Origin of the sequence: Streptomyces griseoflavus (genome assembly GCF_014649995.1) — a bacterium.
Taxonomy (GTDB): domain Bacteria; phylum Actinomycetota; class Actinomycetes; order Streptomycetales; family Streptomycetaceae; genus Streptomyces; species Streptomyces griseoflavus.
This window is the reverse complement of sequence record NZ_BMUC01000001.1, coordinates 741,102-754,097: the sequence shown is the minus strand read 5'-3', so window position 1 is coordinate 754,097 and position 12,996 is coordinate 741,102. Positions and strand designations below refer to the sequence as shown.

Annotated in this window: 13 protein-coding genes; 9 read left to right on the top strand and 4 right to left on the bottom strand. The window is 74.3% G+C overall.

Annotated features, from left to right (window positions below; translation table 11 throughout):
- Positions 1 to 7 precede the first annotated feature (7 nt).
- Positions 8 to 751: a zinc ribbon domain-containing protein gene (locus IE172_RS03265; RefSeq protein WP_190095995.1), complete on the bottom strand. Its 744-nt coding sequence runs from the start codon at positions 749 to 751 to the stop codon at positions 8 to 10.
- On the bottom strand, positions 748 to 1,662 hold the full coding sequence (locus IE172_RS03260; protein WP_190095500.1) for a Nif3-like dinuclear metal center hexameric protein: 915 nt from the start codon (positions 1,660 to 1,662) through the stop codon (positions 748 to 750). The genes IE172_RS03265 and IE172_RS03260 overlap by 4 nt, the downstream gene beginning before the upstream one ends.
- 197 nt (positions 1,663 to 1,859) lie before the next feature.
- Here IE172_RS03260 and IE172_RS03255 point away from each other — a divergent pair, with 197 nt between their 5' ends.
- Together IE172_RS03255 and IE172_RS03250 are read left to right on the top strand one after the other, a co-directional pair.
- On the top strand, positions 1,860 to 3,092 hold the full coding sequence (locus IE172_RS03255; protein ID WP_190095499.1) for a hypothetical protein: 1,233 nt from the start codon (positions 1,860 to 1,862) through the stop codon (positions 3,090 to 3,092).
- Positions 3,093 to 3,189: 97 nt separating this feature from the next.
- Positions 3,190 to 3,357, top strand: coding sequence for a hypothetical protein (locus IE172_RS03250; RefSeq protein ID WP_190095498.1), 168 nt, complete (start codon positions 3,190 to 3,192; stop codon positions 3,355 to 3,357).
- A 69-nt stretch (positions 3,358 to 3,426) separates the two neighbouring features.
- On the opposite strand, the gene IE172_RS03245 is transcribed toward IE172_RS03250, so the two are convergent.
- A complete protein-coding gene (locus tag IE172_RS03245; RefSeq protein WP_190095497.1) occupies positions 3,427 to 4,287 on the bottom strand; it encodes a MaoC/PaaZ C-terminal domain-containing protein in 861 nt (286 codons plus the stop codon).
- Between the two features lie 202 nt (positions 4,288 to 4,489).
- Between IE172_RS03245 and IE172_RS03240 the strand changes: the two genes are divergently transcribed.
- Both IE172_RS03240 and IE172_RS03235 read left to right on the top strand, forming a co-directional pair.
- Positions 4,490 to 5,710 carry a sensor histidine kinase gene (locus tag IE172_RS03240; protein ID WP_190095496.1) on the top strand — a complete coding sequence of 407 codons (1,221 nt, stop codon included), beginning with the start codon at positions 4,490 to 4,492 and terminating at the stop codon, positions 5,708 to 5,710.
- A gap of 57 nt (positions 5,711 to 5,767) precedes the next feature.
- Entirely contained in the window at positions 5,768 to 6,409 is a 642-nt protein-coding gene (locus IE172_RS03235; RefSeq protein ID WP_190095495.1) for a response regulator transcription factor, read from the top strand.
- Between the two features lie 183 nt (positions 6,410 to 6,592).
- Here IE172_RS03235 and IE172_RS03230 read toward each other — a convergent pair whose 3' ends face one another.
- Positions 6,593 to 8,023, bottom strand: a complete 1,431-nt coding sequence (locus IE172_RS03230; protein WP_190095494.1) for an MFS transporter — start codon at positions 8,021 to 8,023, stop codon at positions 6,593 to 6,595.
- Positions 8,024 to 8,255: 232 nt separating this feature from the next.
- Between IE172_RS03230 and IE172_RS03225 the strand changes: the two genes are divergently transcribed.
- The 5 genes from IE172_RS03225 to IE172_RS03205 form a co-directional block, all read left to right on the top strand.
- Positions 8,256 to 9,812 carry an MFS transporter gene (locus IE172_RS03225; protein ID WP_190095493.1) on the top strand — a complete coding sequence of 519 codons (1,557 nt, stop codon included), beginning with the start codon at positions 8,256 to 8,258 and terminating at the stop codon, positions 9,810 to 9,812.
- Positions 9,813 to 9,949: 137 nt separating this feature from the next.
- Positions 9,950 to 10,609, top strand: coding sequence for a class I SAM-dependent methyltransferase (locus tag IE172_RS03220; RefSeq protein WP_190095492.1), 660 nt, complete (start codon positions 9,950 to 9,952; stop codon positions 10,607 to 10,609).
- A gap of 9 nt (positions 10,610 to 10,618) precedes the next feature.
- Positions 10,619 to 11,608 (top strand): N-acetylmuramoyl-L-alanine amidase, encoded by a 990-nt coding sequence (locus tag IE172_RS03215; RefSeq protein WP_190095491.1) that lies wholly within the window; start codon positions 10,619 to 10,621, stop codon positions 11,606 to 11,608.
- A gap of 158 nt (positions 11,609 to 11,766) precedes the next feature.
- Entirely contained in the window at positions 11,767 to 12,609 is an 843-nt protein-coding gene (locus tag IE172_RS03210; protein WP_190095490.1) for a DUF5336 domain-containing protein, read from the top strand.
- Positions 12,610 to 12,749: 140 nt separating this feature from the next.
- Positions 12,750 to 12,996 (top strand): hypothetical protein (locus IE172_RS03205; protein WP_190095489.1); only part of this gene is annotated, 247 nt, incomplete at its 3' end.

The window sequence follows — 12,996 nt, the reverse complement described above, 5'->3', positions numbered from 1 at the left end:
CGTACCCCTACAGCCCCGACTCCGACGTGCGCACCAGGATGCGGCGGCAGTTCTCGCAGCGCACCACCGTGTCGGGCGCGGCCGAGCGGATCTCGTTCAGCTCGGTGATGGCGAGCTCCTGACGGCAGCCCTGGCAGGTGCGGGCGTACAGCTTCGCCGCGCCGACACCGCCCTGCTGCGCGCGCAGCTTGTCATACAGGCTCAGCAGGGGGGCGGGCACGGCACCGGAGATGACCTCGCGCTCCTTCGTCACCGTGGCCACCTCGCCGTCGATCTCCTCGACGGCGGCGTCCCGGCGGGCCGTCGCGTCGTCGATCCTCCCCTGGACGGAGCCGACCCGCTCGGTCAGTTCGGCGACCCGCTCCTGCGCGGACTCGCGGCGCTCCATGACCTCCAGGACGACGTCCTCGAGGTCGCCCTGCCGCTTGGCGAGGGAGGTGATCTCGCGCTGGAGGTTCTCCAGGTCCTTGGGCGAGGAGACGGCGCCGGAGTCGAGGCGCTTCTGGTCGCGGACGGCGCGCTGGCGCACCTGGTCCACGTCCTGCTCGGCCTTGGTCTGCTCGCGGGCGCAGTCGCCCTCCTCGGTCTGCGCGGCGACGAGCAGGTCGCGCAGCTGGGTGAGGTCCCGGTTCAGCGACTCGATCTCGGCGTGCTCGGGAAGCGACCGGCGCTTGTGGGCGAGCTGCTGGAGACGGACGTCGAGGTCCTGGACGTCGAGGAGTCGGATCTGGTCGGCGGGCTCGGCGTTCAGTTGGGGGCTCCAGATGTGTCGGAATCGGACGGGGCGCGCGAGGCGCTCCCCGGAAGGGCGGTGACGGGCGACGGGCCGGCGGATGCCGCGTGGGCCGTCCACGGGTCGGTGACCGTCTTCGAGACGTGGACGCGCAGGCCCCATCCGTGACGGTCGGAGATCTCGTCGAGCTGGGCGGCCGCCAGCTCGCACCAGGGCCACTCGGTGGCCCAGTGCGCCGCGTCGAGCAGCGCGAGGGGGCCCCGGGCGCGGTCCGCGACGAACTCGGACACCGGGTGGTGACGCAGGTCCGCGGTGAGGAAGGCGTCCACTCCGGCGGCCCGGACGTGGCCGAAGAGGCTGTCGCCGGAGCCGCCGCTGACGGCGACCGTCCGCACGAGCGCGTCGGGGTCGCCGGCGACGCGGATGCCCTGCGCGGTGGCGGGGAGCCGTTCGGCGGCGCGGGCGGCGAGGTCGCGCACGGTCAGCGGGTGGTCGAGTTCGCACACCCTGCCGAGGCCCCGGCGGCCCTCCGGGTCGGACGGGTCCGGCACCAGGGGCCGTACGACCCTGAGGTCCAGGGCTCCGGCGAGGGCGTCGGAGACACCCGGGTCGGCGGTGTCGGCGTTGGTGTGGGCGACGTGCAGCGCGATGTCGTTCCTGATGAGGGTGTGCACGACGCGGCCCTTGAAGGTGGAGGCCGCGACCGTGGTCGTACCGCGCAGGTAGAGCGGGTGGTGGGTGACGAGCAGGTCGGCGCCCAGCGCCACCGCCTCGTCGACGATCTCCTGGACCGGGTCGACGGCGAACAGGATCCGCGTGACCTCCTGGTCCGGGTCGCCCACGACGGTGCCGACCGCGTCCCAGGACTCGGCCCGCTCGGCGGGCCACAGGTTCTCCAGCGCGGCGATGACTTCTGACAGACGGGGCACGCTGCAAGGCTACCTGCCTGCCCTCCTCCCCCGTACCGGCGTCGCTGTCGCGGGAGGCGGTCGCCCGGTGGCGAGCACAACTCCTCTCCGACCTCAGGCGAATCGTTCCTGGAGCACCCGTATGTGTGAAGCGGGCCGTCACCCGCCCCCGTCCGCGCGCACGATGACTACCGTACGTCACCGGAGGTGACCGAACGATGACGGTCTGTGCCATCGAACCTGTGGCGGGACATGAGGACGGAGCCGGGCGGGCGGGCTGCACCATCACCGCGGACGGGGGCTACGCCGCACGCCTCGCGTCGGCCGGTGACTCCTTCTTCCCGGAGCGCTGGACCCTGGACGGCCCCGAGCCCTACGCCGTGCCCCTGCCCGGAAACCAGCCGGAGGAGCCCGGCACCGAGGTGCAGCCGCTCGGCGACGGGCGGGTCCTCATCCACCGGCTGGTGGACGGACGGCACGCCTTCTCCCTGCTGTACCCGGCCGGCGCCGGCACCGGGGAGCTGCCGCTGGGCACGGTCGCCTGCCCTGAGGAGGGGACCCGGCTGCGGCTGCTGCCGCCCGCGCCGGGCGGGGAGCGGGCGTACGTGATCGCCGCGGGGCCGCGCTCGGCGACGGTGTGGCTGGTGGCGGGCGGCGCGCGTGGACCCGAGCGGGTCGCGGAGGTCCCTGGCCGCTGCTCGGGCGGGGTGTGGCTGGACCGGGCGGGGCGGATGCTGGCCCTGGACCGGGAGGCCGGCGGGTGCACCAAGGCGGTCGTGGTGGACCTGGGGCGCGGCGGGGAGGTGTCCCCGCTGCTGCAGATCGCCGAGGGGAGCGACGACCGGGTGCTGCTGGCCGACCCGGACAGCGGGCTGCTGCTGATCCGTTCGGACGCGGCGTCCCCGGGGCGGGACCGGCTGGGCTGGGGGGTGCTGGGCAGCACGCTGCCGGTGCGTTTCCCCCAGTGCCTGCGGCTGCCGGACTGCACGGTGACGCCGTTCGCGATCCAGCCGGGCCAGATGCTGACCCCGGAGGGCTGCGCGGTGGCGCTGCGCGTGGACGGCGCGGCGGGCAGCTGGGTCGGGGTGTGGCGGCCCGCGGAGCGGAAGGTGCGCCATTTCCCCGCTCCGGCGGGGTGGTTGACGGGCGCCGGGCTGTGGACGGCGGACGGTGCGCTGCGGCTGCCGTACGCCACCCGTTCGGTGCCGTGCGGTGTGGCGGTGCTGCGGGTGCCGGGACAGGAGCGGCCGCCGGAGGGCCTGGAGGTCCGGCGGGCGGTGGGCTCGGCGGCTGCGGGCGAACTGCCGCCGGAGCAGCGTGCGTCCGGGACGGTGTCCGCTGAACTCCCCGCCGGAGCCGCTCCGTTGGCGTTCGGCGTGTCCGCGGCCCTGGCCGTGACCCGTCCCGTTCCGCTGCAACAGGCGCCTCTGGCGCGGCTGGTAACGAAGTAGCTGCGGTCGGCGTGGCCGCCTGGATCCGGGGTGCGGTGGGCCGGTTAGACTCGCCCGGTTGTAGGAAAGATCATGTTTACGGGGTGAATTCCTTCCGATGAACGACATCCGCACGAACCAGGCGCAGACCGCCGAGGACGGGCAGGTCACTGCCGGGCACGGCAGGCACCGGGGGCCGGTCTCCACGCAGGAGGCCGAGGCGTCCCCGCGTGGCCGTCACCGCAGGCCCGCACCGGAGCACGAGCACGTGGAATCGGCCGCCTGACAGTCCGTCAGGCAGTACGGCCGGCACGGCCCCGCCCGTCGCGCGTCGACGGGCGGGGCCGTGCGCCGTTCACGCGTGGGTGACGGTGGTGTCGGCGAGCACCGGCGCGTCCCCGCGTCCGGCCGCGCTCACGGCCACCGTCACCTCTCCGTCGCCGCGCCACAAACGGGCCCGCAGCGTCTCTCCCGGGTAGGCGGCCCCGGCGAACCGGGCGGTGCAGGAGCGGACGCGGGTGACGTCACCGTCGAGCAGGCTGTCCACCACCGCCTTGAGGGTCATGCCGTAGGTGCACAGTCCGTGCAGGACGGGCCGTTCGAACCCGGCGAGCGCCGCGAACGCCGGGTCGGCGTGCAGGGGGTTGGGGTCGCCGGTCAGGCGGTAGAGCAGGGCCTGGTCCTCCCGCACGGGCAGGTCGAGAGTGCGGTCCGGCGGGCCGGTGGGCGCCGTCGTGTTCCGCGCGGAGGGGCCGCGGTCACCGCCCCAGCCGCCTTCGCCGCGGACGTGGACCCGTGCGTCGCAGGTCCACAGCGGGCCGTCGCCGTCAGCGGCCTCGGTGCGCAGGACCAGGAGTGCCGCCCCGCCCTTGTCGTACACGGCGGTGACCCGGTCGGTGGTGGTGGCGGTGCCCTCGGCCGGCAGGGGGCGGTGCACGGTGAGCGACTGGCCGGCGTGCAGGACGCGGGCGAGGTCGACGTCGACGCCGGGCACGGACAGCGCGCGGATCACGCCGGGCGGCCCACCGCCGGCGACGGTGGCGAAACCGGGCAGCACCCGCAGCCGGGACTCCAGGGTGTAGCGCAGCTCGCCGGGGTCGGTGGCGGGGCGGCCCGCGCCGATGCCCAAATGGTAGAGCAGCACGTCCTTCGCGGTCCAGGAGATGCCGGTGGTGCGGGGCGGCGCGGCGAGCGCCCGGGCTGCGTCGATGGGCATGGGTCTCCTGTCCTCGGGGCGTCCCCGTACGGCGGCGGGTGGGACATTCGTCCTGCCGGAAGCCGTACGGGCGGCTCTGCCGGGGCGGGCGGAGGGGAGCCTACCGTCGTGGGTGGGACGCACGCGGGACGGCACGAGCGACCGCGGGCACGGCAACGACGGGGACAGCGCCGCACGGACGGCGCGGACGGGGGCTGAGCACATGTCGACTTCGTGTGGGACACCGGGGCACGTCCCGGGGAAGCGGTGGGCCGCGCCGGCCGGCGGCTTCGGGCTGCTGCCGTGGCTGCTGATCGGGATGGGGGCCTTCTCCCACCTCTTCCAGGGGACCACCCCGAACCCGTGGATCGGCGGCGCCGGTCTGCTGGTCTTCAACTCCCTCTACGTGTTCCTGGCGTTCAGCGCCCGCCCGTGCGGGCGGCGTGACGTGCCCGCCACCCGGGTGGCGCTCGGTCTGCTGGCCGCGGTGACCTGCGCGCTCGCCGTCGCGTACGGCGGCGGCTGGCTGTTGTTCTTCCCGCTGCTGGGGCTCGCGGCCGGTGTGGTGCTGCGCGGACGGCTCCTCGTGGTGGCGGGGGCCGCGGTGACCGCGGTCGCCGGGGTGGTGTCCTTCGCCCACGACGGCTGGGGCGGCCTCCCGGTCCTCTACGCGACGGCGATCTCGGCGATGGTGACCTCGACGATCCTGCGGCTGGCGGAGACGGTGCGGGAACTGGGGGCGGCACGGGAGGAACTGGCCCGCCGGGCCGTGGCGGAGGAACGGCTGCGCTTCTCCCGCGACCTGCACGACCTGCTCGGGCACACCCTGTCGGTCATCGTCGTGAAGTCGGAGGCGGCCCGCCGCCTGGCGCCGCGCGATCCGGACGCGGCGCTCGCCCAGGTCACCGACATCGAGTCGGTCGGCCGGCAGGCGCTCACCGAGATCCGGGAGGCCGTGACGGGCTACCGGGACGGCAGCCTGGACACGGAACTGGACCGGGCGTGCTCCGCCCTCACCGCGGCGGGCATCACCCCGGTGGTCCACCGCTCGGGCCCGCCGCCGGCCGCGCGTACGCAGGTGCTGCTGGGCTGGGTGGTGCGCGAGGCGGCCACCAACGTCGTACGGCACAGTGCCGCGCACCGCTGCGAGATCACGGTGACCGTGACGCCGGACCGGGCGCGGGTGACCGTCGCGGACGACGGTGACGGGGCCCGGGACACCGACACGGGCGGCACGGGACTGCGCGGTCTGGCCGAGCGGCTCGCGGCGGCGGGCGGCACGCTGCGGACGGACGGCGGCGGGGACGGGAACGCGGGCGTGGGTGTGGACGGGGGTGCGCGGGCGGGCTTCACGCTCTCGGCGGAGCTGCCGGTGGGCGCCGCCGAGGACAGCGGCACGCCCGGGCCGCCCCCGGAGGCCGTGGGCGCGCGGACGGGGAGCTGAGCCGCGGTGACCGCACCGTCCGGGCGCGTTCCGCCTCCCCCGCCCTACGCTTCCCCCGTGACGGAGACACCCCATGACCACCGGCCCGGCGGGTCCGTCCGCGTCCTGCTCGCGGAGGACCAGGGAATGATGCGGGGAGCGCTCGCCCTGCTCCTGGGGATGGAACCCGACATCGAGGTCGTGGCCCAGGTGGCGGCCGGTGACGTGATCGTGGACGCGGCGCTCGCCCACCGCCCCGACGTGGCGCTCCTCGACATCGAACTGCCCGGCCTGAGCGGTCTGGACGCCGCCGCGGAACTGCGTGACCGGGCGCCGTACTGCAGGGTGCTGATCCTCACCACCTTCGGCAGGCCCGGTTATCTGCGGCGGGCCATGGACGCGGGGGCGGCCGGGTTCCTCGTCAAGGACGGGCCGGTGGAGGAGCTGGCCTCGGCGATCCGCCGGGTGCTCGCCGGGGAGACGGTGGTCGATCCCGCCCTGGCCGCGGCGGCGCTCAGCGCGGGTCCCAACCCGCTCTCGGCGCGCGAGTGCGACGTCCTGCGGGCATCGGCGGACGGCGTGACCGTCACCGACATCGCGGCCCGGCTCCACCTCTCCGAGTCCACGGTCCGCAACTACCTCTCCGCCGCCATCGGCAAGACCGGCACCCGCAACCGCGCGGAAGCCCTGCGGGAGGCCCGGCACCAGGGCTGGCTGTGACCGCCCCGGCCCGGAGCACCCGGGTCATCGGTCCGGCCGGGACGTGCGCTGCACCGGCGCTTGTGCCTGTACCTGTGCCTGCGCTTGTGCTTGTGCCTGTACCTGTACCTGTGCCTGCGCTTGTGCTTGTGCTTGTGCCGACGAGCGGCACGAGCGGCACCCCCGGTGCGTCGAGAGGCGGGCCTAGTGCGCTCCCGCCCCCCGGCGCGGCAGCCACAGCCACATCAGCAGCGCCGCCGCCGCCAGTACCGCCGTGCCCACGACGAAGACCAGTGCGTAGCCCTCCGTCAGGGCCTGCGGGGTCCGGACGCCCGCCGTGCGGGCGGCCGCGATGGTCGACATGACCGCGAGGCCGAGGGAACCGCCCATCGTGCGGGAGGTGTTGACGAGGCCGGAGACCAGACCGGCCTCCCCCGGTGCCGCGCCCGACATGGCCACGGTGGCCAGCGGGGTTCCGGCCAGGCCCGTGCCGAGCATCATCAGGACGCCGGGGAACATGATCGCGGTGAGATACGTGCCGTCCACGGTCATCGTCGACTGCCAGGCACACCCGGTCAGCGCGATCAGCGTGCCGGACACCGCCACCGTGCGCGCTCCCGCCCTGCGCATCAGGCGCGGGGCGAGCTGGGAGCCGAGGACGACGGCGAGCGAGCTCGGCACCAGGGCGAGGCCGGCTTCCAGCGGGGTGTAGCCGAGCACGTTCTGCGCGTACATGGTCATGAAGAACCACATGCAGAACATCGCCGACCCGGTCAGGAACGTCGCCACGTTCGCCGACCCCACCGACCGCAGCCGCAGCAGCCCGAGCGGCATCAGCGGGGCCTTGGCCCGCGCCTCGACGAGGAGGAACAGCGCGATCAGGGCGAGCCCCGCCCCGAGCGGCACGAGGGTGGCGCCCGCCGCCCAGCCCTCGACCTCGGTCTGCGAGACGCCGAACGCCAGCGTGGCGAGACCGGCCGTCACCAGCACCGCGCCCGGCAGGTCGAGCCGGCGCCCGCCCCCGGCCCGGCCGCCCGTCAGCCACCGGGCTCCCCCGGCCAGCACCAGCACGCCGACCGGCACGTTGATCAGCAGGACCCACCGCCAGGACAACGTGTCCACCAGCAGCCCGCCCACGAACCCGCCGGCCGCGCCGCCGCCCGCTCCGACGGCCGTCCAGGTCGCGATGGCGCGGGCACGGGCCGCGCCCTCGGGCACCGCCGAGGTCACGATGGTCAGCGAGGACGGCGCCAGCACGGCGGCCCCCAGCCCCTGCACCGCCCGCGCCAGCAGCAACTGCCAGCCCTCCTGGGCGAGGCCGCCCGCGAGCGAGGCCAGCGTGAACAGGCCGAGGCCGACGAGGAACATCCGCTTGCGCCCGTACAGGTCACCGGCGCGGCCGCCGAGCAGCATGAAACCGGCGAAGGCGATGGTGTACGCGGTGACCACCCACTGCAGGCCCCGCTCGTCGAACGCCAGGGCGCCGCGGATCGACGGCAGCGCGACGTTCACCACCGAGATGTCGAGGACGACGAGGAACTGCCCCGCGCAGGCCAGCGCCACCACCAGCCACATGGGGGACGCGGTGCGCACGGGCATGCGGGCGGTGTCGGGGGCTTCAAGCATGTGGGCCATGGTCTCAACCGGCCCGCGCCGCCCGCATCGGCATTTCGGCCGAGACCGCCCCGGTCGTCCGGCCCGGGCCCCACACAGCGGGGGCGTCGGCGGTACGCGCGGGCGGCCTCTTGACAGACCCAAGGAACGGTCAAGAATTCGTTAGAGTGCCAAAGCATCGGAATAGTTGCCTCGGTGTACGGGGTTCGGTTCGCACGTATCCCTGGAAACGGCCGCCCCGGAGGCACCCTTCATGACGCAGACGACGACCCACCGTCCCTCCGGCAGAGCGGGCGGGGCCGTGGTCCCGGTGCTCGCCTTCGCGGGGATCGTCGTCGCGGTGATGCAGACCCTGCTCGTCCCCGTCATCAAGGACCTGCCGCGCCTGCTGGACACCTCCCCCGCCGACGCCACCTGGGTGCTGACCTCCACCCTGCTGTCCGGCGCCGTCGCCACCCCGATCATGGGCCGCCTCGGCGACCTGTACGGCAAGCGGCGCATGCTCGTCGCCAGCCTCGCGGTGATGGTCGTCGGCGCGCTGGTCAGCGCGAGCACCAGCGATCTGATCCCGATGATCACCGGCCGCACGCTCCAGGGTGTCGCGATGGGCGCGATCCCGCTCGGTATCGGTCTGATGCGCGACATGCTGCCGCGGGAGCGGCTGGGCTCGGCGATGGCCCTGATGAGCTCCTCCATAGGCGTCGGCGGCGGTCTCGCGCTGCCCGCCGCCGCGCTGGTCGCCCAGAACGCCGACTGGCACGCCCTTTACCTCGGGGCCGCGGGCCTCGGCGTCCTCGCCATCGTCCTCACCCTGGCGGTCGTACCGGAGTCGCCGGTGCGCGCCGAGGGCACCTTCGACCTGCCGGGCGCGCTGGGCCTGACCGCCGGGCTCCTGCTGTTCCTGCTCCCCGTCTCCAAGGGCGGCGACTGGGGCTGGTCCTCGGGCACCACGCTGGGTCTGTTCGGGGCCGCCGCCGTGGTGCTGCTCCTGTGGGGCCTGATGGAACTGCGCGTCGCCGCGCCGCTGGTGGACCTGCGCACCACCGCACGCCGCGAGGTGCTGCTCACCAACCTCGCGTCGATCATGGTCGGCGTCTCCTTCTTCGTCGTCTCCCTGGTCCTCCCCCAGCTGCTCCAGCTGCCCGCCGGGCACGGGCTCGGCCAGTCGATGGTGGTGGCGGGCCTGTGCGTGGCCCCGCTGGGCGTGACGATGATGTTCACCGCCCCCCTCTACGCCCGGCTGTCCACCCGTTACGGCCCGAAGAGCACCCTCATCCTCGGCCTGCTGATCATCGCGGCCGGGTACGCGGGCGGCCTCGGGCTGATGGACGCCGTCTGGCAGACCGTCGTCACCTCGGTGGTGCTGGGCGCGGGCATCGGCCTCGCCTACTCCTCGTTGCCCGCGCTGATCATCGGCGCGGTCCCGGCGTCCGAGACGGGCGCGGCGAACGGCCTCAACACGCTGATGCGGTCCATCGGCACGTCGGTGTCGAGCGCGGTGATCGGCATGGTGCTGGCGAACACGGCGGACACCGTGGGCGGGGTGGACATCCCGACCCCGCACGGCTTCCGTGTCTCCTTCCTGATCGCGACCGCCGCGGTGGCCGTCGGCCTGCTGCTGGCCCTGTTCCTGCCGGGCCGCTCCGAGCAGCGCCCGCGGCTCCGGGCGAGCAGCGAGGAGGACGCGAACCTGGCACGCGCGCAGACCGCGCTGCGCGCGCCCCTGAGAGCGGCGGGCGCTCCCCCGGTCCGCGACACGGCGGGCGCTCCCCCGGTCCGCGCCGAGGCCCACCGGGAGACCGGGACCTGAGCAGCGGCATCCCGGCAGCCGGCGCCGTGGCGCGTGCCGTACCGGTTACCTGCCGGTACCCCCGTCCTCGGTGCCGGTCGGACGTGCGGCAGCATGGGCCCGTGCACACACCTGTGACCTCGGGAGAGGCAAGCCCCATGTCGATGGCACCCGGGCCCGGGATCCTGGCCGCGTTCGAGGCGGCGAAGGGCTTCATGCCCGCGGACGAGGGCCTGGCCCTGTACGCGGCGGCGGCCGACGCCGGCCGGCTGGGCCTGCCCCTGCTGGAGGTGGGCACCTACTGCGGGCGCTCCACGATCCTGCTCGCCGACGCGGCCCGCGCGGCCGGTGTCACCGCGCTCACCGTGGACCACCACCGCGGCAGCGAGGAACAGCAGCCCGGCTGGGACTACCACGACCCGGACACCGTCGACCCCGAACTGGGCCTGATGGACACCCTCCCCACCTTCCGTCGCACCCTGCACCGGGCGGGCCTGGAGGACCACGTGGTCGCCCTGGTCGGCCGGTCCCCGCAGATCGCTGCCCTGTGGGGCTCCCCGCTCGGCCTCGTCTTCATCGACGGCGGCCACACCGACGAGCACGCCACCGCCGACTACGAGGGCTGGGCCCCGCACGTCGCCGAGGGCGGCCTCCTCGTCATCCACGACGTCTTCCCCGACCCCGTCGACGAGTTCACCGGGCAGGCCCCCTACCGCGTCTGCCTCCGCGCCCTCGCGTCCGGCGCGTTCACCGAGGTGTCGGCCACCGGCTCCCTGCGCGTCCTGCGCCGGACGGGCCCGGGTGCCGGACACCGTTAGGGTGGCTGCGTGTCGTACACAGGCCCCGGCTTCGAACCTCCCCGGCCCCGACGGTCCCGGCGTCGCGCCCTGACCGTGGCCCTCGCCGCGCTCGTGTCCGGGGGGCTGCTCGGGTGGGGCGTGTACGCGGCCGTGGGCGGGTCGCGGGACGACGGGGCCGCCCCGTCGGGCGCCTCAGCGTCGAACTCCGGTTCCGCGCCGGGCCCGTCCCGTACGCCGTCGCCCTCCGGCGGGAGTACGTCCCCGTCGGCCGGTGGCGAGGACGAGAAGCCCGGCGCCTCCGCCGGCGCGACGTCCCCGTCGGCGTCCGCCCCGGCCGCGTCCGGCGACCTCAAGGGGAAGGTCGTCGTCATCGACCCGGGGCACAACCCGGGCAACTTCCGGCACACCGCCGAGATCAACCGCTCCGTGGACATCGGCACGCACCGCAAGGAGTGCGACACCACCGGCACGTCCACCAACGACGGTTACGCGGAAGCGGAGTTCACCCTCGACGTCGCCCACCGGATGCGGACGCTCCTCCAGGCGCGGGGCGCCACGGTCGAACTGACGCAGGACGACGACCGGCCGTTCGGGCCGTGCGTCGACGAACGGGCCCGGATCGGCAACGACGCGGAGGCGGACGCCGTCGTCTCCCTCCACGCGGACGGCTCCGGCACCGGCAACCGCGGCTTCCACGTCATCCTGCCCGGCAGCGTGCGGGCCGGCGCGGCCGACACCCGCGCCATCGTCGGGCCGTCGCGCGACCTCGGGGAGCGCATCGCGGGCAACTTCGTCCGCGCCACCGGCAGCGCGCCCTCCAACTACACCGGTGGCGGTACCGGACTCGTCACGCGAAAGGACCTCGGCGGTCTCAATCTGTCAACGGTTCCCAAGGTGTTCATCGAGTGCGGCAACATGCGCGATAGCAAGGACGCGGCGCTGCTGACCAGCGGCGCCTGGCGGCAGAAGGCGGCGCAGGGGATTTCCGACGGAATCGTGAGCTTCCTGCGCGGGTAGGGGTCAACGCAGTGATCCATGCGGACAGCCCGATCCTGCGGACGATAGTGTCGTCCGTACGATGAGGGGCCACCCCCGCGCTTCGCACCGGAACCTTCGGGCGACATGGTGACAGCGACGCCTCTTCCGACGACGAGACGACCTACGAAGGACCTGAAGTGAATATCCGCTCCCTCACTCGAGGCGACGGCGTGGTGATCGGAGCAGCGGTATTGCTGTTCATCGCGTCGTTCCTCGATCTGTACTCGATCGATGGCGCCCCGGACAGCGCGGACATCCCCAACCTGTGGGACAGCGGGCCGGTGGTGCTCGGTGTCGTGCTGGCGGGGATCATCGGTGCGGCGCTGGTCGTCGTGGCCCGGGGGCTGCCGCAGCCGCGCAAGGTCGCCGGTCTCGACCTCGGCCAGTTCGGCGTGGCCTTCACGGTGTTCGCCGCCTGGTGCGCGCTCGGCAACATCTTCGACCCGGTGGGCGGTTTCGACGGCAGCGGGGGCTTCTCCGCCGACATCGGCGCCGGCACGGGCCTGATCCTCGCGCTGGTCGCCACGCTCGTCATGGCCGCCGCCGCCGTCGCCACTCCGCTGGTCCCCGCCCTCAAGGGTGCCCTCCTCCCGGCCGCCCGTCCGGCCGCACCGCAGCCCTACGGCGCCCAGCCGCCCGGCGGTTACGGCTACCCGGGCGCGGGCGGGCAGCAGGCCCCCTTCGGTGGCCAGCCGCAGCCGGGGCAGCCCGGCGGTCCGGGGCAGCAGCCCTACCCGGGGCAGCCGCAGCAGGGTCAGCCCGCCGCTCCGGCGCCCGCCGGTGACTTCTCGCCGTTCTGGTTCGCCGTGCCGGTGCCCCGGCCGCTGTTCCCGGAGGACGGCTCGTCGACGCCGATCGCAGAACTCGCCCCCGGCACCTGGTACCTGGCGGTCGAGCAGCGCGGCCAGGCGCTCATCGCGCAGACGCAGGACGGCCGTCGCGGCGTCCTGCAGGACACGTCGGGCATCCAGCGCGGCTGACCTCCGGCGGCGCCCTTCCTCGTCACGGCCCCTCGCCCCTGCGGGCGGGGGGCCGTTGCCGTACCGCTCGTCGCCGCGCCTCCGCGCCCGTCCCCGAACGTTCCTGGTTTCAAGCGGGCGTTCGGGGCCAGTCGGAAAGCATGTCCCCTCGATATCGCTCTGGTTCCACCTCCGCGGGGACGGTCATCGCGGTGATCGCGGACGTCATGGCCGTCATCCTCGGACTGTGGATTCTGATGTACCTGCTGGAGGCCAACCGGGCCAACGACCTGGTCCAGTTCGTCCATGACGCGGCCAACGTACTGGCAGCCTGGTCGCGTGACCTGTTCACCTTCGACGAGGAGTGGGCCCGGGTCGTCTTCGGCTACGGACTCGCCGCCGTCGTCT

What these genes read in the sequence shown, in the direction of transcription:
- IE172_RS03255 (WP_190095499.1), top strand. Translation starts at nt 1,860, where the DNA reads ATGACGGTCTGTGCCATCGAACCTGTGGCGGGACATGAGGACGGAGCC.
- IE172_RS03240 (WP_190095496.1), top strand. Translation starts at nt 4,490, where the DNA reads ATGTCGACTTCGTGTGGGACACCGGGGCACGTCCCGGGGAAGCGGTGG.
- IE172_RS03225 (WP_190095493.1), top strand. Translation starts at nt 8,256, where the DNA reads ATGACGCAGACGACGACCCACCGTCCCTCCGGCAGAGCGGGCGGGGCC.
- IE172_RS03230 (WP_190095494.1), bottom strand. Translation starts at nt 8,023, where the DNA reads ATGGCCCACATGCTTGAAGCCCCCGACACCGCCCGCATGCCCGTGCGC.
- IE172_RS03245 (WP_190095497.1), bottom strand. Translation starts at nt 4,287, where the DNA reads ATGCCCATCGACGCAGCCCGGGCGCTCGCCGCGCCGCCCCGCACCACC.
- IE172_RS03220 (WP_190095492.1), top strand. Translation starts at nt 9,950, where the DNA reads ATGTCGATGGCACCCGGGCCCGGGATCCTGGCCGCGTTCGAGGCGGCG.
- IE172_RS03250 (WP_190095498.1), top strand. Translation starts at nt 3,190, where the DNA reads ATGAACGACATCCGCACGAACCAGGCGCAGACCGCCGAGGACGGGCAG.